We start from the raw sequence: 21,103 nt of genomic DNA, 5'->3' as shown, positions 1-21,103 counted from the left end.
TTTTTTTAACCAGTATACCACTCGCGGACAAGCCGAAAAAGACACCCCTGTAAGAGAGGTGTCTTTTTGAATTATACAGCGTCTTCTATTTTCGATTTTTCACCAGGCATGCGCTTGCCGATACCGAACGCATAATAGCTGACCGTCACAATCGCCAGGAAAATCACCCCGACAACCAAAGAAATCCGCGTATCTTTGTTAAACCACATGCCGATCAATACCATGAGTAAGAAAGCGATCGTCAAATAGTTTGTAAACGGCGCAAAAGGCATTTTAAACGGATGCTTATCAAGCTCAGCGCCTTTCGCTCTTCTGAAACCGAGATGGCTGATCAAAATGACGAACCACGGAATCATTCCCGGCAGCACACTCGCGCTGTACACATAAACAAAAATTTTCGGAGGCGCGATGTAGTTCAGCACGACACCGATCACAAGTCCGATTAATACCGCAAGCGTACCGAATATCGGCACACCGCTCGAAGAAACTTTCTTAAAGAATTTCGGTGCCTGTCCGTTCACGCCTAACGTATAAAGCATACGTCCCGCACTGAATATCCCGCTGTTGCATCCGGACATCGCAGCGGTAATCACCACAAAGTTAATCAAACCGGCCGCCGCCGTAATCCCGACTTTCGCAAATGTCGAAACAAACGGACTGCCGAGTGAGTGAAGCTCATTCCACGGATATACGGTAACGATTACGAAAATCGCACCGATGTAAAAAATCAAAATCCGCCAGATAATACTCTGAATCGCGCTTCGCAGCGTTTTTTGCGGGTCCTTCGCTTCCCCTGCCGTAATTCCGATCAGCTCGACCCCTTGATAGGCCGCAACAACCAAAGACAAAGCAAAGAAAAATCCTGAAAAACCATTTGTAAAGAAACCGCCGTGCGACCATAAATTAGATAATCCGATCGCATGCCCTCCGTTACCGAAACCGAAGAAAATAATTCCGATTCCGGCCACAATCATCAGAATAATGGTGACGATTTTGATCATGGCAAACCAAAATTCAAACTCACCGAAAGATTTTACTGAAATTAAATTCGCCGCACCGAGAATGGCCATGGCGATAATGCCGGGAATCCATGCCGGCAGATCAGGAAACCAATATTTCATATACGAACCGACGGCGATAATTTCAGACATCCCGACGATCACCCATTGAAACCAGTTGCTCCACGCCGTCATATAGCCGGCTAACGGATGTATATACTTATGGCCGAATGTCGCAAACGACCCTGTACTCGGCTCTACATAGAGCATTTCGCCCATCGCACGCATGATAAAAAAGATAAAGATACCCGAGATCGCATAAGCCAGCAGGACAGACGGCCCGGTCCATCCGATCGTGCTGGATGACCCCATGAATAAACCGACACCGATCGTGCCGCCCAGCGCAATCATCTGTATATGACGAGCGCCTAAGCCTCTCTTTAATTCTTTGTTTGCCACTTCGCTTCCTCCTCTTAACAGCTCTGATATATGTGAAATAATGAAGCAGAAGGTGCACCTGTTGAACCTAACTCAATCTTCATTTCCCGCAATATTGGAAATATTCTATCTTCCTATCGTTATATAATCTCCAATTTCCTTATTCCATCATAATAAATTTTCGTGGAAAATACAATTGTTTTTTTCAGGCAAACACCTTGCACTCTGAACCAACGGACTAAAAATAAAGCGCTTTCATTTTTATTGAATTGTGAATATTGAGATAATAAATGCCGCAGCCTCCGAGAAACATTATTTCCCAGGAGAAACGTTTTCCGCCCCCTATCCAATATTATTTTTGCTAAGCAGAATGGCGTAAAGCCTTACTCTCTTCCATTCTCCCTTGTATACGCCATAATCCTGCTTAACCCGGCAAAAATCATGCATTAATCGATAAATGCCTCATTCAGCCGCAGCAAAAGCCGGCCGAACATTTCTTTTTCATCGCCGGACCAATCGTCAAGCATACGATGATACCGCTCAAGACGCATCTTTTTATCAGCTTTTAACCTCTGTTTGCCAAGCTTCGTAATCGCAAACAGACTGACCCGCCCGTCAGAAGGATCGGAAAAACGCTGGATCAGCTCTTTCGACTCCAAGGCCGCTGCCTGGCGTGATAATGTGGAAATATCCAGCTTAAATGATTCGGCCAATTCCTTCACACGCGCCGGCCCGAATTCATCCAGCTGCCGTAATAACAAATACGCAGCCCTTTCCAGATGTCCGATTTTACGGTCGGAGTTATCAAGATAAACAGCTCTCCTGATGAAAGTGGTGAGTTCATATTCAATTAATTCAATCGGATCTTGTTTTGACAAACGCCTCACTCCTTACATTGACAACAGCAACATTAGTTGTATAATACAAACATATGCACATTTACTCAGAAAACATATAGAAATATTTTGCATACATATATTTGTATAGTACAAATATATGTGCCAAAAGTAAAGAAACTTATAGAAACATCAAGAAAGGGGGAAGCTGCTCTTCTCCAAAGAACAGCATCGTTGTGAAAGTCATACGCATCATCTTGCAAATCATTATTTTATTCGCATTTTCCTTTATCGGGGGAGCCGTTCAGCAGTTCTTTCACCTGCCCATTCCCGGAAGCATCATCGGTTTGATCCTGCTGATCATATGTTTATCGGTTAAGATCATTCCCGTCAAAATGATTGAAGACGGAGCCGGATTTTTGCTGTCTTTTCTTCCGCTGTTATTCATTCCGGCCATGACGGGCGTCATCAATTACCCGTCACTGTTTTCCGCCAGCGGGGCTGCTCTGTTTCTGATCATCGTGCTGAGCACCATCGTCACAATGATCGCCGCAGGGTACGCCAGCCAGCTGTTAGAGCATAAAGCCAATCAGAGAAAGGAGAAAAAGAAGTGCAGCAAGCATGTATCGCAATCCTTATAATTTTGTTCACGGCCGCCGCCTATCTGGCTATGGTGAAATTATATGTGCGCTTTCCATATCCCTTTCTCATACCGGTTTTGACGACTACGATTTTCATTATCGCCGTGCTGCTTGTTTTTCATATTCCGTATAAAGACTATATGATCGGCGGACAATGGATCAATTCACTGCTCGGCCCCGCTGTGGTGGCTTTGGCATACCCGCTTTATAAGCAGCGCCGGGTGTTAATCAAGTATATGTTTCCGATCATCGGCGGCGTGTTGGCCGGTTTATTCTCCGGAATGGTCAGCGGCCTGCTATTTGCAGAGCTGTTCGGCATCAGCCGGAGTTTGATTTTGTCAATTATCCCAAAATCAATTACGACGCCTGTCGCCATACAGATTGCGTCCGGTATCGGCGGTGTCCCTTCCATGACAGTCGTATTCGTCATGATCGCAGGGTTTTCCGGCGTTATCTTAGGACCGCTGCTTCTCAAGTGGATCCGCATCCGCAGCTCACTCGGGAAAGGAATTGCATTCGGGAGCGCTTCCCATGCGCTCGGCACCTCAAAAGCAATGGAGTACGGAGAATTAACGGTCTCCATGAGTTCTGTTTCCATGACGCTCTGCGCCGTGTTAGGGTCGGTCTTCGGCCCCGTCGTAGCATGGATGTTTCAAATTTAAAGCCGGCGGTTCTCCGTCAGCTTTTTTCATGTGCGGATCACTTCATTTCCTTCCATTATTATGTTTCATTTGTAAGCATAATGGTAAAGTAGAAAACAAGGAGGGATTTAATGATGACTGGGACAATTCCGCAAAAGAAACTGCTTGATGGGACAAGCATTCCCGCGATCGGCTTCGGTACATACGCTCTTAATGGAAACAATGGCGTTCATGCCATTAACAGCGCCATTGATATCGGCTACCGTCTGATTGATACCGCTTATAACTATGAAAATGAAGGGACGGTCGAAGAAGCCATCCGCAGAAGCTCTGTTCCGAGAGAACAGCTATACGTGACGTCCAAGCTGCCCGGGCGCTACCATGACTATGACAAAGCTGTACAAACCATCCAAGAATCTTTATACCGCGCCGGTCTGGACTACTATGACCTGTATCTCGTCCATTGGCCGAATCCGAAACAAGACCGCTACACGGAAGCATGGCAGGCACTGATTGATGCGAAAAAATGGGGCCTGATCCGATCCATCGGCGTCTGCAATTTCCTGCCTGAGCACATCGAACGGCTCGAACGTGAAACCGGCGTAAAGCCAGGCATCAACCAAATTGAACTGCATCCCGCTTTTAATCAGCAGCAGCAGCGCCAATGGCACGAAGAACAGGGCATCGTGACAGAATCATGGAGTCCGTTATCCCGCGCCGGCGAAGTATTGAACGATCAAAAACTCGGACAGATTGCGGACAAATACGGCAAAACCATTTCTCAAGTCATTTTGCGCTGGCATATCCAGCTGGGCGCCATCCCGATTCCAAAATCAGCATCGCCCGAGCGCCAGCTTGAAAACATCTCTGTTTTTGATTTCTCCCTTGATGAAAACGACATGAGCATCATCGACTCGCTTACCCGCCCCGACGGACGCATAAACGGCCAAGACCCGGCGGAGTATGAGGAGTTTTAAAAAAACACATAAAGAAAAGCTGACGGCATCATTCGTCAGCTTTTTTCTCATTTTATATACGCACACCCAGCTCCCGTTTCCATTCAGAAAGCCAATCTGTATCCCCAGATCCGTATTGCCTGCTTTGACCGGCATCACGCAGAGATCCGTTTTTATACTCAATGGACAGCACCAAATCAGGAATGGCGTCATAACCCGTTCTCGCAAGCTTCGTGAGCGCCTGTCCGTAATGGGCGGCCGCTTCTGCCGCCGTATGTTTCAGCAAAGGATCTTGCTGCAGCGCTTCCTTATAGACGTCTAAAAGATCGCGTCCGTCTTCTGTGACGTACTTTCCGTCCACGATCTGCAAGTCTTTCAGATGATAGCCGGTCACCTCGTACATTTCCCGAACAACTTGATATTTCTCATATGTTTCCGGCGTAAACTGCGAGGAGTCATCACTCCGGCTGCGAATGATGTGCGCAAACAGCTCTTTGCTGTTTTCCCCGGAGTTTAAGACAGCTTCAATCTGCTGAGTGAGCTCTTTATCGTCAGTCCCGCTCACTTTTAACAGATAATCAATCGGTGATATCGTAAATGTAAGATTCGCACCCTCCGGAATCTGAATATGTTTCCGATGGAAAAGCATCTCAATCTGCTGATTCACCTGCGCCCGCTGAAACACCTTTTCATTTTCGACTTGAATCTCTCCGTTGAGCGTTTCACCCCGAAACGCCGCATCACGGAAATCATAGCTCTGGGCTTTCCCCTTAAACAGCCATTCCGTTTCATTATGATAAGCGGCCTGACGCTCCGATTCTGATAAATCACTTCTGAAATAAGGTGAATCGGCACGCTGGTATTTATCCTTAATATAATGCAAAGGATCTGGTTTTCGTTTATTGATTTCATTGATACGGCTGTATTTCTCATCAAGAATCTTGCTCGCAATATCACTCTCAGACTCATACGGATTATTAGCGTCTATTACCGTCTCATTCCCATTATCCGTAATCGTTTTCTGATTTGCAGATTGATATAAACGGGACAGGCTGCTCCCTTTCTCAGTGACACCGCTCCTTGAATAATTCACCTGGCTCAGATCGCGGCTCCCGCCTGTCTGAATCAATAAGCTGTCCGATCCTTTTGCCGCATCTTTCACATTTGTTTTGGAAGAATACCGCTGAAGCACTTGCTGAGCCATTACTTGATTTTTTATATAACGAGCGTTTAGGCGCATGTTTTTAACCTCCGCTTGAGATAATGTTCTAGTATTTGTATCGGCTGTTTTCCAGTTGATTTTAAACTAAAATAACAAATGTTTACATTATGGGAGTTTTTATGTATGATGTTGTCAAAAAGGGGGATTTTTCCATGAAAAAGTATATATCTATACTATTTGTCAGTGCAATCGTATTATCAGGCGTATTGATTGCACCTTCAGCCTCTGCGTCTCAAAAGAACTCATCACAAATAAGCGCTATTACAGGAAATCACTCATTTGAAACTGCCAATCCGGTAGGCTACTGGAAATATAAAAATATTGATACTGCCATATTGCCGGAAGGGGAAAAAGAATCGTACTTCACTTTCACGGCAAATAAGGGAGAAAGACTCTATGTCAGGAGCTCAACAAGAAGTGAATACAAGGGAATGAGCATTGAAATTTATAATAAAAACAAAGTGCTGATCAGTAAAGGCACAGAAGTGATAAACCCTGATACGCCGCTTCCTTTTATCTATGCCATTACAGATGCGAAAGAAAACAACGAGACGTTCTACGTAAAAGTGTCCCGCGGCTCATACACTGACGATATATACTTTACACTCTCCATTTACGATCGAATCAAAGCCGGAAGCGAGACCTTCGCATTCAGCGGCACAGCTGAAAATAAAGGAAATACAAGCCTCAGTCCGAACGGATCAGATTCAACCGTTCTCAGGCTCGACTTAACCAAACAGACAAGCATTCCAAAAGATGCCATAGTGAAAAGAATCAGCACCGCCGCGACTCAAATACCAAGTCAAGGAAACACAAGACACTGCATAATGACAGAAGAAAATAAAGTGTGGCACCGCGCACTCGCAAACAGCTCCACTCAAGGAAATTACGGTATCACACTGGAAGATAACCTCTCAGTCTCAAGCATCTGGAATTTTAAATACAACACACTTGCAACAGCAAAATCGGCTATGAAAAATGTGAAATTGAAGATTGATTATGAGTACGATGTGACAACGCAGTTTTAATTAGAAGAACAGCCGCCCATTGTGCGGGCGGCTGCCTGCTTGGATTTAAAGTAAAATCATGAGCCCGTGCCATGCCTTATCCTGTTGTCACAGCATAAAATCATTAAACAGCTGCTAAAATTCTTTTTTATGATATATAGCTGCGGCGATGAAAAATGAAATGATATATAAGATAACGCCGATCATGAGATATATAATCGGGACATATAAAGAAGGATTTATGTGCAAAAATGACAGCGGTACTTGTTCTGCTGCATACCCAACGACACTTTGTAATCCAAAGGTAGCAAAAAGTCCCCCCATTGCCCCTCCAATCACGATAGCATCGGATTTTTCCGGGCCTATCATGTAGAGAAGAGGATAAACGATTGCACCGGCAAAGAGAACGATGAACGTTCCAAAAGAGACAATATTAAATATACCGTCAATTGGTTCATCAGAACCCAGGCTGTATACAAGGAAAATACCATAAGATATTACAGCTCCGATCACAACAATCAAAAGATAAAAGAAATAGTGACTTTGAACAATATTTGTTCTGCTGACCGGTAAAGTCAGAACATACCTGTCATAGCCTGACTTGCTCTCATACTTTATAACCTCAAGTGCGGGCATAACGACAAACAAAATAATCAGCATAGCAACAAAACGATGCATTGAAGCATCCCCAAAATAAAAAATGACTGCTGATACCAATATGACCAACCCCGTGTATGCAAAGAAACTCCGATAAACCAAGTAATAGTTAGTCAGTAACAGACCTCTCAATGTTTTCACTCCTCGTTAAAAAGACGCTGATTTCTTCTATGGAAATGGTGTTGGCCGTTACGCCATTCGGCAATTTCTGTTGATCCGATACAAGCACACTCCAATAAGATCCATGATTCCTTTTTGCTAGAACGATATCTTCGTCAATCTCAGCCAATTGACCTTCATCAACGTCTATAACGGTATAGCTTTCAAGAACCTTATCTTTCTCTTCATTTAATAAAATTTCGCCATCTTTCATCATAATGATATGGCTGGCTATCTTCTCGACATCAGTCATAATGTGCGATGAAAGTAAAATACCTCCGTTGCTTTTACTCACAAAGCTTTTTAATTCATTTAACAGATCATCTCTTGAAGAGGGATCAAGCCCTCCCGTTGCTTCATCCAGGAGTAATAATTTTGCATTATGCGACAAAGCAACAGCTACAGATAACTTCATTGACATGCCGCGCGAGAATGTATTCACTTTTTTATCCATAGGTAAAGAGAAAGAATGAACCAACCGGTAAAATTGATCTTGGTCCCAAGCACCGAACAGTTTCTTAAATACATGGTTCATCTGCTTTATCGTAAGGTGCGCGGGAAGATTCATCGCATCAAATACGACCCCAATATCTTCTTTGAACTTTATATGTTTATCCAGATTCTCTTTACCAAAGATTTTCACTTTACCTCTATCCTGAGAGATTAATCCTAATATCGTTTTAAATGTTGTTGACTTGCCTGCGCCGTTATCACCGATAAAACCGACAATTGATCCGGCAGGCACATTGAATGTAACATCCTTTAAAACAGCTTTATGACCAAAAGATTTGCTGATGTTTCTGATTTCTAAAAGGTTTGACATCATTCCACTCCTATCATTGTTGTCAGGACTTTTTTAAGAATTGAACCGGATTATTGCAAAAATGTTGTGATTTTCATATCTGGTCTAGGTATTCATAATGGATCAGGAGTCGGGAAATACAAAAGGGATTTTAAAGTCTTAAGCATAATATGGAAGTGTAATCGATTGATTAGGTTTATATAATGGGATATTCATGATGAAAACTGCTGAGGTGTTTACTTTCCGATGAGGTATACACAAAATGATTTACTAATGATTACATTTATGGATTTTAACCGGAATGCATCTCGTATTATAAAGCAGGTGTTACTCCTTTTCAATATATAAAAGGGGATTTCTTTACAATCGCAAAGAGTATGCATTTCTCATTTCCGCATTAAAAAACCCCTCTGGCTAATAATGTAGCTTTCGAATAAAGTTCAATTAAAAGCATTTTGCAAACGTTGATTTTATAATAGAAGAAACCCACACATTTTGAACAAAGTTTGATCAAAATGCGTGGGTTTGATTTTTGTGTGGAGTTTGGTTTTATAAAAAAGATTGATATAAAATATCAATTTCCCACTATGTATATGGCATTAACTAAATTCAAAGCAATCATTTAGTTAACACTTTGGTTAATTTCTTTTATAAAAGCTGTATAGTCAGATGCTTTTAGGTCACTTAAATTAGTATTGTTCCAATCACTTATATCAGATAAAAATTCACTGACGTTATTTGTGATACTCTTTATTCTTTTTAACTCCTGTAAAGGTTCAATCTTATTTGTATCTTGAGTTATTTTCTGAATCATTTCCGAGTATGCCTTCTCTTTCTCTTCCCAATAAGATATATATCCTATCCTTTGCTCAAAAGAATATATATTAGCTGCAATTGTAGTCGGTATCTCTGAAAGTGAAGGTACAAATTCTTTATCAGAATCTTTTAGTATAACTAATAACATTTTCTCTTTATATTCACGCGAACGCATAACTTCAGATATCTCATACATACAATTTACTGATTTTAAATATTGGTCACTAATAATACTAATAACAAAATCGTGTTTCCCAATAGTTTTCATGAAATCTTTAATACTATCTTTAAACTCAATGTTTCGAACATCTCTAGTCAAAGTATACCCCATATTTTTGAAATCATTATCAATTAAATCAGCAAACGCTACATCATTCCAACAATATGAAATAAATATCTTCTGGTTCTTCATCTGTTCAGCCACTCCACTATCACCAATTTTATAAATCGTTTTATTTACTGTTACTAATTCCTCTGCTTTATTAATAGAAATATAATATAGCCTAATGTCTTTTAAAGTAAAGTACTCACTTTTAATATTTATAATACCCTCTATCAAATTTTGAACTCTCTCCAAACCAAATCTAAAGGGAAAATTCTTTATTTCTAATCTTTTTCCATCATCTCGTATTCCAAAGACTATATCTCCACCGTTACTGTTCGAGTATGCAACAATTAATTTTGCTATTTCTTCATGACTCGCAATTGGGTGTATATATGTTGTATTCTGTCTATTATTTGTACTTATTTTGTTTTCAATATCTTTAATTGTTCTAAACACTAAAAAGTACCTCTCTTATAACTTAGTCAATGGAATTTTAGATATACCTGTTGTTTTAAGCAAATCACCTAAAGTAACCATTCGTTGTACTTCTCCATCATCCGTCCATAATTGATAGTTGACATCATCTAAAGCCTCTAATTCTTCATCATAATAAAATATTATTTTTTGATAATCACTTGGACGAATAATGATTCTAAAATCATTTCCATTATACTTAGCCGGAAATACCGTATCAGAATACTTTTCATTCATCCATTCTTCTAAAGTTGCCGGAAGTGTATAATCTTTAAGTCTGCTTAAATACTTAAAAATATTTTCTGTACTTCTATGTAGTAATTTCTCAACATAGCGTTTCATTTCTTCGGATGAGGTAATAACATGTTTTAATTGATTGATAATATCTTCTTTACTCAGTTCAGAGTTAGTTACAATCTCCATTATTTTATCTCGATTATTAATAATTTCATCTAATTCTTCAAACTTAATGTTATTTTCCTCTATTTTTTCCGCTATTCTATATCTTCTCAGATTTTCTTCTGGAGAAGATAACATCATTCTCTTTGAATATAAATTCCCAAACCATTTTTTTGATTTTTCAGGATTTGATAGGAACCAATTAGTTAATCTATTAAATATTTTTTGGGTAGATTCATTTCTTTCTATCCTGTCAATAGTTTCCTCACTGAGAAGTTTTGATACTTTGAGCTCAATTTGATCAGAGCATATTTCATTAGTCTTAATTTTTTTGGGGTGTTCTTCGAAATAGTGTTCAAATGAAATAATATCTAGTTTCAATAACTGTCCTTCAATTTTCTCACCCAATAATGTTAAGATCTGTTTTAATTCTTGATCTATATTTTTATCAAGATAAATACAGGCGAACTGTACAAATTCATTAATTTGATTCGGTACAAATGCCGATTTTACAACTTCATCAATACCTGCATCCTTAATCCAAAGAGAAAAAAATGCATTTAACCACTCTGCATATAGAGTCTTATCATTCAAACAAGCAACTAATTTATCAATATTTGAATCTTCAAAAATATCGTTTATCCAAGAGAATCCAGCATTCTCTCCAAAAACCTCCGCCCAGCCTAAGTAAGTATCTTTAGTTGGTATCGATACTCCGTTATAATTAGATAAAACATCCCAAAGTAAGTCCTTATGTGTGCTTTTTTTTGTTTTTGGTATGCCTATTGCTACGTTACCATTATTATCTTTAAATGCTAATCGTTTCAAATCTTCCAAATGATTATGAATAGGAACAATTGGACTCTTCTCAATATGCTCTTTAATTTCTTTATAGCTATAAGCCTGAATATTTGATGAAGTAGAGGGTTTTAAAATGCAAATATTAAATTCATTTCTTGTCCTTTTACTTTCTGAACAATAATCTATTAATTCCTTGTATAAAGAGACAGCTACCTTTATTAATTCATTATTTACTGGATTGCTATCTCTAATAGCATTTCTGTCCCTTTCTACTTCAAATAATCCTGAATTAACTACTATAGGAAAACTAAATTTTTCAGTTCCTAATAGAGGAAATTCACAAAAGACCCTTGGCATGGCATCAGGAATTGGTAAGAAATATAATTTCTTGTCTTTACGTTCGATAGCACAACCAATAGTTACATTATTTTCATTTAATATTAGCAACTCTTTAATACTATCAGAAACGTTAATTTGAACAGCTTTTAGCTTGTTATTTGAACGTGAAGTTTCTACTTTCTCCTTTTTGTAACAATCACCATTGTATGTAATAGAGTTGATATTCTTATTAAAAGTTAATACATAAGGAATAGTCTCTTTTAAATCTTCTATCCCTTCCTCTACTGCTTCTTTTATGTCATCATCCTGTATTAAATAAACGAATTTTGTATCCTCATACTCTTCTTGTAATTCCTCTTGATTTCTGCTTACAAGATCTAATTGTTCTAGCATAATTTTTGTTTTATTCTTAATATCGCTATAATCATCTCCTGACCTATCAACAATGAACTCAAATTTTGTATACCTACTATCTTCTTGGCTAAACGACCCTTCAATTCGTACAACCTCTGATAATAAATGAGTCGACATAAAACCTGTTCCAAATTTTCCTGTTTTCTTTTCTTCTGAACTTTGCTTAGATGAGATTTGTGTGATTAAATCTAATAAATTTTCATACGAAAATGGCAGTCCATTATGACTAAATATGATTTGATTATTAGAGTAATCAATTTTTATATCTATTTTCTTACCTTTAGGTGTACAGTCTGATGCATTTTGAATTAGTTCCCATATCCATCTACGCCTAATAGTCTTTTTTTCTATTTCTGAAGACTCTCTTATCTTTTTCAATTCATCCCAAATTGTATTAGAACTCGCATCTAAAACTTTATTTAATAAAACCTCTTCATTAGACATAGTAATAATCAAACCTCTTTTTCCCTGTATTTTTCTGAATTCCCGGGTATTAATTTCTTTTTATTTTCGGCATTATAAGATTTGAGGAGCCTTCTATATTATTCATTTAAATATCCTTTACGAATTCTCCAACTCTCTTGATTTAAGTAAAGATGATAATATTACCTAGATCTCGAATGGGTTTAAAACTACTTCAAAAACATTAACTGATATTTCTCAGTATATTGATTTTGTACAACCTTCTAACCAATATTTATTCGTCTCCCTAAGCCTTTATCACAACAATGTGTTCTTTTGTTTTAAGAACTGTATGATGGTTTATTTCTAACTCATCTGCAACCTTTCATTGATAATATAATCTAATGATTATCTTGTATGCTAATATTATTTTCTAAATATTCAGTTAAATGTTATAATTATTGTTTTATATCAGATAGAAGGCTCCTACTATCTTCCTTATTCAATTTATTATAAACGATGAGCATCCTTATTGAAGTTAACACTTGAATGTTTAGCTCCAGTTTATGTATTTTTTAGCTCCTATACCTTTTTCAATCAATTTTTCTACTTAGTTTTCTGTTTAGACATGAAAATACCCCTTTAGATGAGTATATCTAAAGGGGTAGAACGGTGCAACTTTTTCCAGGAACAATACAAACTTTGAATTTAAAACAACATACTGTTTTCTTTCCTTGTCAAATCCTTATTCCACAGTCACACTCTTCGCAAGGTTGCGCGGTTTATCAACGTCACAGCCGCGGTGCAGCGCAGCGTAGTAAGCGATCAGCTGCAATGGCACAACAGATACCAACGGAGCAAGCGCAGGGTTGACTTCCGGCAGGATGAATCTGTCGTCTGCGTCTTCTAAGCCTTTCAGCGAGATGATGCAAGTGTTGGCGCCGCGGGCTGCGACTTCCTTCACGTTTCCGCGGATGCTCAGGTTGACGTGTTCTTGTGTCGCAAGGGCAAAGACCGGTGTTCCTTCTTCAATGAGAGCGATTGTTCCATGCTTCAGCTCGCCGCCGGCGAAGCCTTCCGCCTGGATGTAAGAAATTTCTTTCAGCTTCAGGGCGCCTTCGACACAAACGAAGTAGTCGAGGCCGCGGCCGATGAAGAAAGCGTTTCTTGAAACAGTCAGGTACTCACGCGCGATCATTTCCATTTCGTCCTTCTGGTCGCAGAGAGCTTCCATGGCATTTGCCGCGATACCTAATTCTTTGACTAAATCAAAACCGATATCAACGCCGTTGCGTTCTGCTGCAACGGACGCAAGGATCGCGAGGACGGCAATCTGAGCCGTATACGCTTTTGTTGATGCAACCGCGATCTCAGGACCTGCGTGCAGAAGCAATGTGTAATCCGCTTCACGGGAAAGCGTTGATCCCGGAACGTTTGTAATCGTCAGCGCTTTGTGACCCAGCGCTTTGACTTGAACAAGCACGGCACGGCTGTCCGCTGTTTCTCCGCTTTGAGAAAGGAAGATAAAGAGCGGCTGCTTAGACAGAAGCGGCATGTTGTAAGAGAATTCACTCGCTACATGCACTTCAACCGGTACGTTTGCCCACATTTCAATATATTGTTTCCCGACAAGACCGGCGTGATAGCTCGTTCCGCAAGCCACGATATAAATGCGGTCCGCTTCCGCCACGGCGTCAGCGACATCGCCCGCCACGGCCAGTCTGCCGTTTTCGTCCTGATACGTTTGGATGATTTTGCGCATAACAAGCGGCTGCTCATCCGTTTCTTTTAACATGTAGTGAGGGTATGTGCCTTTTTCGATATCACTGGCGTCAAGCTCAGCGATATAAGACGCACGTGTCATGACTTCACCGTCAAGATTTTTAATCACGGCTTCGTCTTTTGTCACGATCACCATTTCTTTGTCCAAAAGCTCAACGTATTCATTCGTTACTTGAAGCATAGCCATCGCGTCAGATGCCACGACGTTAAACGTATCTCCAAGGCCGATTAACAGAGGGCTTTTGTTTTTTGCAACGTAAATGGTGTCTGTGTTTTCACCGTCAAATAATGCAATTGCGTAAGAGCCTTTTAACAGAGTCAGTGTTTTGCGGAACGCTTCTTCTGTGCTGAGTCCTCCCGCCACAAATTGCTCGATCATTTGAACGACTACTTCAGTGTCCGTGTCGCTTTTCAGTTCAACGTTTTCAAGATACTCGCGCTTCAGCTGAACATAGTTCTCGATCACACCGTTATGAACAAGTGTAAAGCGGCCGAGTGCGCTTTGATGCGGGTGAGCGTTCAGGAAGCTTGGTTCGCCGTGAGTCGCCCAGCGTGTATGGCCGATTCCCGCTTGAGATTCAACCGTGTGATCCACCACTTCACGAAGGTCGGCGATGCGGCCTTTTTCTTTGTACACATGCACGCCCTGCTCATTCGCCACAGCGATACCGGCAGAGTCATAGCCGCGGTACTCAAGCTTCTCTAATCCTTTTAACAAAATCTCTTTCGCATCAAGCTGACCGATGTAACCTACAATTCCACACATATTTTCTTCCTCCTAAAGGTGTAAAAGGAGACGAAGAAAGTCAAATTACAAGGGGACTTTCAATCGTCCCCTCCCACATGTTTTTTTGGAAGATCATGTGATTTCCCTTTGTTCGGAGAGTCGCCCCTCCGGTTTGAAGAAATCCTTACGGCTGTGATCTAAATGAATCAGCCGGGAGGCATCCGCCGAAAATTCGATAACCTCCATCCTCGTCAACTAAGCCGTTTTTCGGGCGCTTAGTTCGGGCGCTGTAATTATAAAAGATGCAAACAATCCCGCCTTTCCTGCAAGTGAAAAACAAAGGCTGAACAAGCTTGATTTTACAGCATGTGCCAAGGACGGTCAATTATTTTTTGCCGCCCCGGCATCATGTTTACTATCATTTTATGCTGATCGCACTTGTCTTGTTCGCTCTCTGCTTATAAACTTCGCTACTCCGCTCCCATTTCTGTCCGCACGACATCCACGATTTTTGTGACATATTCGTCACAAAGCTCTTTTGTTCTCGCTTCCGCCATCACGCGTACGAGCGGTTCGGTGCCTGACGGGCGCACTAAAATCCGGCCGTCTCCGTTCATTTCTTTTTCCACTTCAGAAATCACGGCCTTCACCTTAGCGTTTTCTTCTACCTTATATTTATCCGTCACTTTCACGTTCACTAAGAGCTGCGGGAATTTTTTCATTTCATCCGCAAGTTCTGAAAGGGTTTTGCCGGACGCCTTCAGCGTATTCACAAGCATGATCGCGGACAAAAGACCGTCGCCGGTAGTGTTGTAATCAAGGAAAATAAGGTGCCCTGACTGCTCGCCGCCGACATTATAGCCGTCTTTTTTCATCGCTTCTACGACATAGCGATCGCCGACTGCCGTTTGAACACTTTTGATTTCTTCTTTTTCAAGCGCTTTGTAGAAACCGAGGTTGCTCATCACGGTCGATACGACGGTATCATCCTTCAGACGGCCTTCTGATTTCAAATACTTCGCGCATATGTACATGATCTGATCGCCGTCGACGATGTTTCCTTTTTCATCAACGGCAATGAGGCGGTCGCCGTCTCCGTCAAACGCAAGGCCGATATCGGCGTTTTTTTCTTTGACGAAAGCACTCAGCGCTTCCGGGTGTGTAGAACCGACGCCATCATTAATGTTTAATCCGTTCGGAGACGTCCCCATTGTAGATACGTCAGCATCGAGATCGGCAAAAAGGTGCGTCGCAATGGAAGATGTCGCACCATGGGCGCAGTCAAGCGCTACATGAATGCCTGTAAAATCTTCGTCCGCCGTCTGTTTTAAAAATTGCAGATACTTTTGAACGCCTTCAAAATAATCGTTCACAAGCCCGAGGTCCGCGCCTGTCGGTCTCGGCAGCTTATCTTCCGGTTCCTCCATGAGACGTTCAATCTCGGCCTCCTGCTCATCAGAAAGCTTAAAGCCGTCCCCTCCGAAAAATTTAATTCCGTTATCCTGTACGGGGTTGTGAGAAGCGGAGATCATGACGCCCGCCTCAGCATCCATGGCTTTCGTTAAATAGGATACCCCCGGCGTAGAAATAACGCCGAGGCGCATCACTTCAGCTCCGATCGATAAAAGTCCGGCGACAAGGGCTCCCTCCAGCATATGTCCGGAGATACGTGTATCACGGCCGATCAGCACTTTCGGGCGCTGCTTATCTTTGGTCAGGACATAACCGCCAAAACGCCCCACTTTAAAGGCCAGCTCTGGCGTAAGCTCGCTGTTGGCAACACCTCTTACACCATCTGTTCCAAAATACTTGCCCATTTTGTATCGCTCCTTTTTCATTCTGTTGAAGAAGAATCAGCGCTTGATCCGTCTTCATCCTGGTCTTGATTTTGATCCTGGTTTTGACTTTTATTCTGATCGCTGTCAGTGTCGTCTTCCCGGTTCTTGCTCTTGTCTTTGTCTGCGTCTCCGCTTGTGCCGTTCTTATTGCCGGAATCAGCGGAGCCGCCGTCATTTTTATTTGAACTTGTGTTTTTCTTAGAAGTCAGCTTGATCTTAACCGTGTCTTTTGACAGGGACCATGTGACGTTTTGCGGGCCGTTTACTTCAAGCTTTACAGAGTGCTCTCCGTCATCCAAGTCCGAGACATTGGCATACAGTTCAATGTCCGACTTTTTCAGCGCCTTAATGTTGGCGGGAGAGCCTTTGGCCGTAATATTTATCGCCTGCGATTCAGGGTCGAGAAACTCAATCTGCTGTGAGCCTCCCAGTCCGACCGTCTTGATTGCGACATTGTCAAAATCCTTTTTGTCTTCACTGTCCACTTTAACATGAAGCGTGATTTTTTCCGGTGATACCTTAGTGACGCCCTTAGGAAGCGGGATATCGGCATTGATATCGGTATCTTTATCAATTTTCCCTAAATCAAGAGATACACCGTCAATAAATTCCAGTGAATCCAGCACATCCTGCGGGCCGTAAACCGTCACCTCACTCGGATTCGAGTCAATACTCGCAACGCTCACCCCGTCCGGAAGACTTCCCTTCCTTTCGATTTTGAAAGGAAGCTTTTTGCTCGGACTGGCTACGGGAACCGTCACTTTAATGACTGACGGTTCAACATCAACAGGAAGTGCGTTGCCGTCTTTGTCATAGACGGTCACCTTCACTTCCTTTTCAATGGTCTCATTTGCATTTTCAAGGTTCACGGATGCTTTGACAAGTGAAATGTTATCAATCACATTTTTCGAACCTGTAATCTGCACGTTTTTCGGGCTGATAATCGGCTGCTGAGGGGTATATCCCTTTTTCATTTTGCTTTTATTGTAGTATTCAACTTCCACGGGAAAACTCTCAGCCGTTTTTTCCTGAATCGTAACCGTCGTGACTGACGGGTTAATGGAGATCGTCAGTCCGTCCGATACGTTTTTGGCCTTCAATTCGACCTTATGAGTCCCGGTCTTCAGCTTATTCATATCGGCGTATATCTCAAAATTCTTCGTCTGTCTCGCCTTTTTCACCGCGCTTGTCGAGCCTTTAATCGTGACATTTACCGTCTGGGGCACGCCGGTGACGACATAGTTCGCTTCATCGTAGTATGCTTTTACAGGAATATCAGTAAGCGTAGCCTCGTCAGTCGTTGATGTCGGAAAAAAGGATTCCCCCGGCTTTTTCGGAGTCGGCGCCTGGTTGTTGTTAACCGCAACGTAAAGCAGCAGCGCCAAGAGCAATGCAATGATCTTTACAGCCCAGCGGTTGTTTAAGAATTTATCCATTTTTCTTGCCCCTCCAGTACCAGCGGTTAGAAGAAGTGTCTCTGGCGTTCTTCTTAAACTCGGCTTCAAGCATTTCTTTCAGTGCTTCTTCCGTCAATTCTCTGTGAAGGTCTCCGTTTTTGGCCACACTGATGGCGCCCGTCTCTTCAGATACAATAATGGTTAAGCTGTCCGTCACTTCACTGATGCCGACAGCCGCTCTGTGACGCGTCCCCAGCTCCTTTGAAATAAACGGGCTTTCAGAAAGCGGCAGATAACAGGCAGCCGCAGCAATCTCGTTATTTTTCATAATGACCGCTCCATCATGCAGCGGTGTATTGGGGATGAAGATATTAATCAAAAGCTCCGAGCTGACCTGCGCATTAAGCGGGATGCCCGTCTCAATATAATCGCCCATTCCCGTATCGCGCTCAATGGCGATGAGTGCGCCGATGCGGCGTTTCGCCATGTAGCTGATCGATTTTGTAATCGCTTCAATTGTCTTATGCTGCGCTTCCTCCACGGGGGTTCCGCTCCTGGAAAAGAACCGGCCCCGTCCGAGCTGTTCAAGCGCCCGTCTCAGCTCAGGCTGGAATATAATGATGATCGCTAAAAATCCCCATGTTATCGCTTGGTCCATCAGCCACTGAAGCGTGCTGAGTCCCAAATATGAACTGGCCATCCGGACCAATACGATGACGACGATTCCTTTTAAAAGCTGAACCGCCTTCGTCCCGCGTATGACCATGATTAATTTATATATCACATACCAAACAAGGAGAATATCAACGGCATTGCCGAGGTATTGCAAAAATGGGATGTCCTCAAAAGCCATTTCCTCGTCCTCCAAGAATTCAGTCATTTCGTTTTTTCCGTTATGAATTGTGCTGCATGAGCAATATGTACATCATATAGCGTGCTCATTATACCACATTTTGATTTCTCAAGTGAAATGAGCCGGCGCGGCGTTGCACAAAAAAAGAGTAAAGCGATTATACGCTTTACTCATCTTCATTCGGGTCCAAAGCGCTTACGACGCCCTGTCCCGCCGATTTCAGTTCGTACCAGACCCAGTCAAACAATTGGTTAATCTCTTCAATCTGCCCGGTGACTTGTCCGGCTGAGGCCATGTATTTTTCTCCGTTGACGACGGTCACATTGCCGTCGACTTTTCCTTCAATGAACAGCTTGCCGTTTTTTACTGTGACATCGCCCTTTACGGTCTCGCCTTCAGGGACGGTGACCGTGTGATTCTGCACGACAAGGTTCGGCTGTTTGGACACACTGAAATTGTGGTCATTATGCCAGCTGTTGAAAAAACCGCCGCCCATTAAAATCACAAAAACCGCTGCGGCTGCAATCATCGGATGAGTTTTGATCCATCGTTTTACAGAAGCGCGTTTTTTCTCTTTTGGAAGATTCGCCATAACTTTGGCAGTAAAATCAGCAGGGGCCGTGACATGCGATGTGCTTCGGACGAGTGCTACGGATTTCTCCATTTCATGAAAATGCCGTTTGCAATTCCCGCATGACTGCAAATGTTGTTTTAATACGTTTTCATCTTCAGGAAGGATATCTCCATCAAGATGCTTATGCATAAGCTGCACAATCTGTTCAGGACAGCTCATTTCATCACCCCACTTAAAGATCCCTCAATTGTTTTCTAAGAGCCTCTCTGCCTCTGTGTATCCTTGTCTTTACGGTGCCGACAGGGATATTCAGAATCTCCCCGATTTCAATTAAAGAGAGTTCGTCAATATACTTTAATACAATAACCGTTCTGTACTTGTCAGGCAGCTTTAAAATCTTTTTCTGAATTGTGTCCGACAGCTCCAATGACAATACGGCGTCTTCAGGGAGAACCCCGTCCGCGGCGATCTGCGAATACATCGTCAGCCCTTCTGCTCCCGCTACTTCTGCGTCCAGATAGTAATCAGGCTTTTTCTTGCGGATGCGGTCAATGGTCAGGTTGGTCGCAATTCTGTAAAGCCACGTTGAAAACTTTCTGTTGATATCGAAACTGTCGATATTGACATACGCTCTGATAAAAGCTTCCTGCGCAATATCTTCCGCTTCGTGAACATTGCCGAGCATGCGGTAGCAAAGCTGGTAAATCTTATCTTTATAAAGGTCAACGATTTCTGCAAACGCATTTTGATCGCCTTTTTTGACTTGCTTGATTCTTTTTTTAATCAGGTTTTCCATGTTTTATCTTACCTCTGCCCTTCACCGGTCTGTATCTATACGTTGATTGTTTTAAAAGGTTTCATTTTTTTATTACATTTATTTTACCAAATTTCAGGCAGGGTGTAGATGGAAAATACAGAATATACTGCCTTAACAGCAGCTTAAAAATAGTATATCTGATGAACAATCAAAAATCGAACCAAAATGCCGATAAAAAAAGACACCTTTATGCAAAAGGTGTCTGAGACTGGGCTAGCTGGATTCGAACCAACGCATGACGGAGTCAAAGTCCGTTGCCTTACCGCTTGGCTATAGCCCAAAAATGGTGGAGGGGGGCAGATTCGAACTGCCGAACCCTGAGGGAGCGGATTTACAGTCCGCCGCGTTTAGCCACTTCGCTACCCCTCCGTATTTTTTTGGAAAACAGTGCCGGCCAGAGGACTTGAACCCCCAACCTACTGATTACAAGTCAGTTGCTCTACCAATTGAGCTAGGCCGGCAAATATGGTGGAGGATGACGGGCTCGAACCGCCGACCCTCTGCTTGTAAGGCAGATGCTCTCCCAGCTGAGCTAATCCTCCATATGACCCGTACGGGATTCGAACCCGTGTTACCGCCGTGAAAGGGCGGTGTCTTAACCGCTTGACCAACGGGCCGTTGTGTCCGCGTCGAGCTGACAAAAGTTATTATATACAGGTTGTACCCCATTTGTAAAGAGAAAAATTATTTTTTTTATTTTCAAACTTTTTTACCCGTTTTTTAACTGAAAAACTCATCCCTCCTCTCTTATTTCATTTATGATGAAAGTATCAAAATATTGAAGGGAA

17 protein-coding genes and 5 tRNA genes are annotated in these 21,103 nt (G+C 42.1%); 4 read left to right on the top strand and 18 right to left on the bottom strand.

The window, feature by feature from the left end; genetic code table 11:
- Positions 1-71: 71 nt before the first annotated feature.
- Both L3V45_RS01200 and L3V45_RS01195 read right to left on the bottom strand, forming a co-directional pair.
- On the bottom strand, positions 72-1,457 hold the full coding sequence (locus L3V45_RS01200) for an amino acid permease (RefSeq protein WP_003156747.1): 1,386 nt from the start codon (positions 1,455-1,457) through the stop codon (positions 72-74).
- Positions 1,458-1,882: 425 nt separating this feature from the next.
- Entirely contained in the window at positions 1,883-2,314 is a 432-nt protein-coding gene (locus L3V45_RS01195) for a MarR family winged helix-turn-helix transcriptional regulator (protein ID WP_003156749.1), read from the bottom strand.
- Positions 2,315-2,508: 194 nt separating this feature from the next.
- Here L3V45_RS01195 and L3V45_RS01190 point away from each other — a divergent pair, with 194 nt between their 5' ends.
- From L3V45_RS01190 to L3V45_RS01180, 3 genes are all read left to right on the top strand, one after another.
- Positions 2,509-2,913 (top strand): CidA/LrgA family holin-like protein, encoded by a 405-nt coding sequence (locus tag L3V45_RS01190; RefSeq protein WP_003156751.1) that lies wholly within the window; start codon positions 2,509-2,511, stop codon positions 2,911-2,913.
- Positions 2,883-3,575 carry an LrgB family protein gene (locus L3V45_RS01185; RefSeq protein WP_003156752.1) on the top strand — a complete coding sequence of 231 codons (693 nt, stop codon included), beginning with the start codon at positions 2,883-2,885 and terminating at the stop codon, positions 3,573-3,575. The genes L3V45_RS01190 and L3V45_RS01185 overlap by 31 nt, the downstream gene beginning before the upstream one ends.
- A 110-nt stretch (positions 3,576-3,685) precedes the next feature.
- Positions 3,686-4,531, top strand: a complete 846-nt coding sequence (locus L3V45_RS01180) for an aldo/keto reductase (protein WP_236837224.1) — start codon at positions 3,686-3,688, stop codon at positions 4,529-4,531.
- Between the two features lie 52 nt (positions 4,532-4,583).
- Here the strand turns inward: L3V45_RS01180 and L3V45_RS01175 are convergent, their stop codons facing one another.
- Complete coding sequence (locus tag L3V45_RS01175) at positions 4,584-5,750, bottom strand: DUF4885 family protein (RefSeq protein WP_044053411.1); 1,167 nt, start codon at positions 5,748-5,750, stop codon at positions 4,584-4,586.
- A 134-nt stretch (positions 5,751-5,884) separates the two neighbouring features.
- Between L3V45_RS01175 and L3V45_RS01170 the strand changes: the two genes are divergently transcribed.
- Positions 5,885-6,760, top strand: coding sequence for a hypothetical protein (locus L3V45_RS01170; protein WP_024084819.1), 876 nt, complete (start codon positions 5,885-5,887; stop codon positions 6,758-6,760).
- A 114-nt stretch (positions 6,761-6,874) separates the two neighbouring features.
- Here the strand turns inward: L3V45_RS01170 and L3V45_RS01165 are convergent, their stop codons facing one another.
- The 15 genes from L3V45_RS01165 to L3V45_RS01095 all read right to left on the bottom strand — a co-directional run bounded on the left by L3V45_RS01165 (position 6,875) and on the right by L3V45_RS01095 (position 20,932).
- Positions 6,875-7,528, bottom strand: coding sequence for an ABC-2 transporter permease (locus L3V45_RS01165; RefSeq protein ID WP_025853823.1), 654 nt, complete (start codon positions 7,526-7,528; stop codon positions 6,875-6,877).
- Entirely contained in the window at positions 7,506-8,378 is an 873-nt protein-coding gene (locus L3V45_RS01160; protein ID WP_029974775.1) for an ABC transporter ATP-binding protein, read from the bottom strand. The genes L3V45_RS01165 and L3V45_RS01160 overlap by 23 nt, the downstream gene beginning before the upstream one ends.
- 601 nt (positions 8,379-8,979) lie before the next feature.
- The gene (locus tag L3V45_RS01155; protein ID WP_025650151.1) at positions 8,980-9,954 is read right to left on the bottom strand and encodes a TIR domain-containing protein; all 975 of its coding nucleotides are present in this window, start codon (positions 9,952-9,954) and stop codon (positions 8,980-8,982) included.
- Positions 9,955-9,969: 15 nt separating this feature from the next.
- Positions 9,970-12,369 carry an ATP-binding protein gene (locus L3V45_RS01150; protein ID WP_025650150.1) on the bottom strand — a complete coding sequence of 800 codons (2,400 nt, stop codon included), beginning with the start codon at positions 12,367-12,369 and terminating at the stop codon, positions 9,970-9,972.
- A gap of 703 nt (positions 12,370-13,072) precedes the next feature.
- On the bottom strand, positions 13,073-14,875 hold the full coding sequence (glmS, locus tag L3V45_RS01145; RefSeq protein WP_070081291.1) for a glutamine--fructose-6-phosphate transaminase (isomerizing): 1,803 nt from the start codon (positions 14,873-14,875) through the stop codon (positions 13,073-13,075).
- 431 nt (positions 14,876-15,306) lie between these two features.
- A complete protein-coding gene (glmM, locus tag L3V45_RS01140) occupies positions 15,307-16,653 on the bottom strand; it encodes a phosphoglucosamine mutase (protein ID WP_003156759.1) in 1,347 nt (448 codons plus the stop codon).
- A gap of 17 nt (positions 16,654-16,670) precedes the next feature.
- Positions 16,671-18,110, bottom strand: coding sequence for a CdaA regulatory protein CdaR (locus L3V45_RS01135; RefSeq protein WP_003156761.1), 1,440 nt, complete (start codon positions 18,108-18,110; stop codon positions 16,671-16,673).
- The gene (gene cdaA / locus L3V45_RS01130; protein WP_003156763.1) at positions 18,103-18,924 is read right to left on the bottom strand and encodes a diadenylate cyclase CdaA; all 822 of its coding nucleotides are present in this window, start codon (positions 18,922-18,924) and stop codon (positions 18,103-18,105) included. Before cdaA ends, L3V45_RS01135 begins: the two co-directional genes overlap by 8 nt.
- Positions 18,925-19,090: 166 nt before the next feature.
- On the bottom strand, positions 19,091-19,717 hold the full coding sequence (gene rsiW, locus L3V45_RS01125) for an anti-sigma-W factor RsiW (RefSeq protein ID WP_003156765.1): 627 nt from the start codon (positions 19,715-19,717) through the stop codon (positions 19,091-19,093).
- Between the two features lie 13 nt (positions 19,718-19,730).
- Positions 19,731-20,294, bottom strand: a complete 564-nt coding sequence (gene sigW, locus L3V45_RS01120; RefSeq protein WP_003156766.1) for an RNA polymerase sigma factor SigW — start codon at positions 20,292-20,294, stop codon at positions 19,731-19,733.
- A gap of 229 nt (positions 20,295-20,523) precedes the next feature.
- A tRNA-Gln gene (locus tag L3V45_RS01115) sits at positions 20,524-20,595 on the bottom strand.
- 4 nt (positions 20,596-20,599) lie between these two features.
- Positions 20,600-20,684, bottom strand: a tRNA-Tyr gene (locus L3V45_RS01110).
- A gap of 19 nt (positions 20,685-20,703) precedes the next feature.
- Positions 20,704-20,776 (bottom strand) — tRNA-Thr (locus tag L3V45_RS01105).
- Positions 20,777-20,781: 5 nt separating this feature from the next.
- Positions 20,782-20,857 (bottom strand) — tRNA-Val (locus L3V45_RS01100).
- A gap of 3 nt (positions 20,858-20,860) precedes the next feature.
- A tRNA-Glu gene (locus L3V45_RS01095) sits at positions 20,861-20,932 on the bottom strand.
- Positions 20,933-21,103: the final 171 nt, after the last annotated feature.

Source organism: Bacillus sp. R45 (assembly GCF_021729365.1).
GTDB classification, from domain to species: domain Bacteria; phylum Bacillota; class Bacilli; order Bacillales; family Bacillaceae; genus Bacillus; species Bacillus velezensis.
Note: the sequence above shows the minus strand (reverse complement) of the source record. Positions and strands in the feature narration are given on the sequence as shown.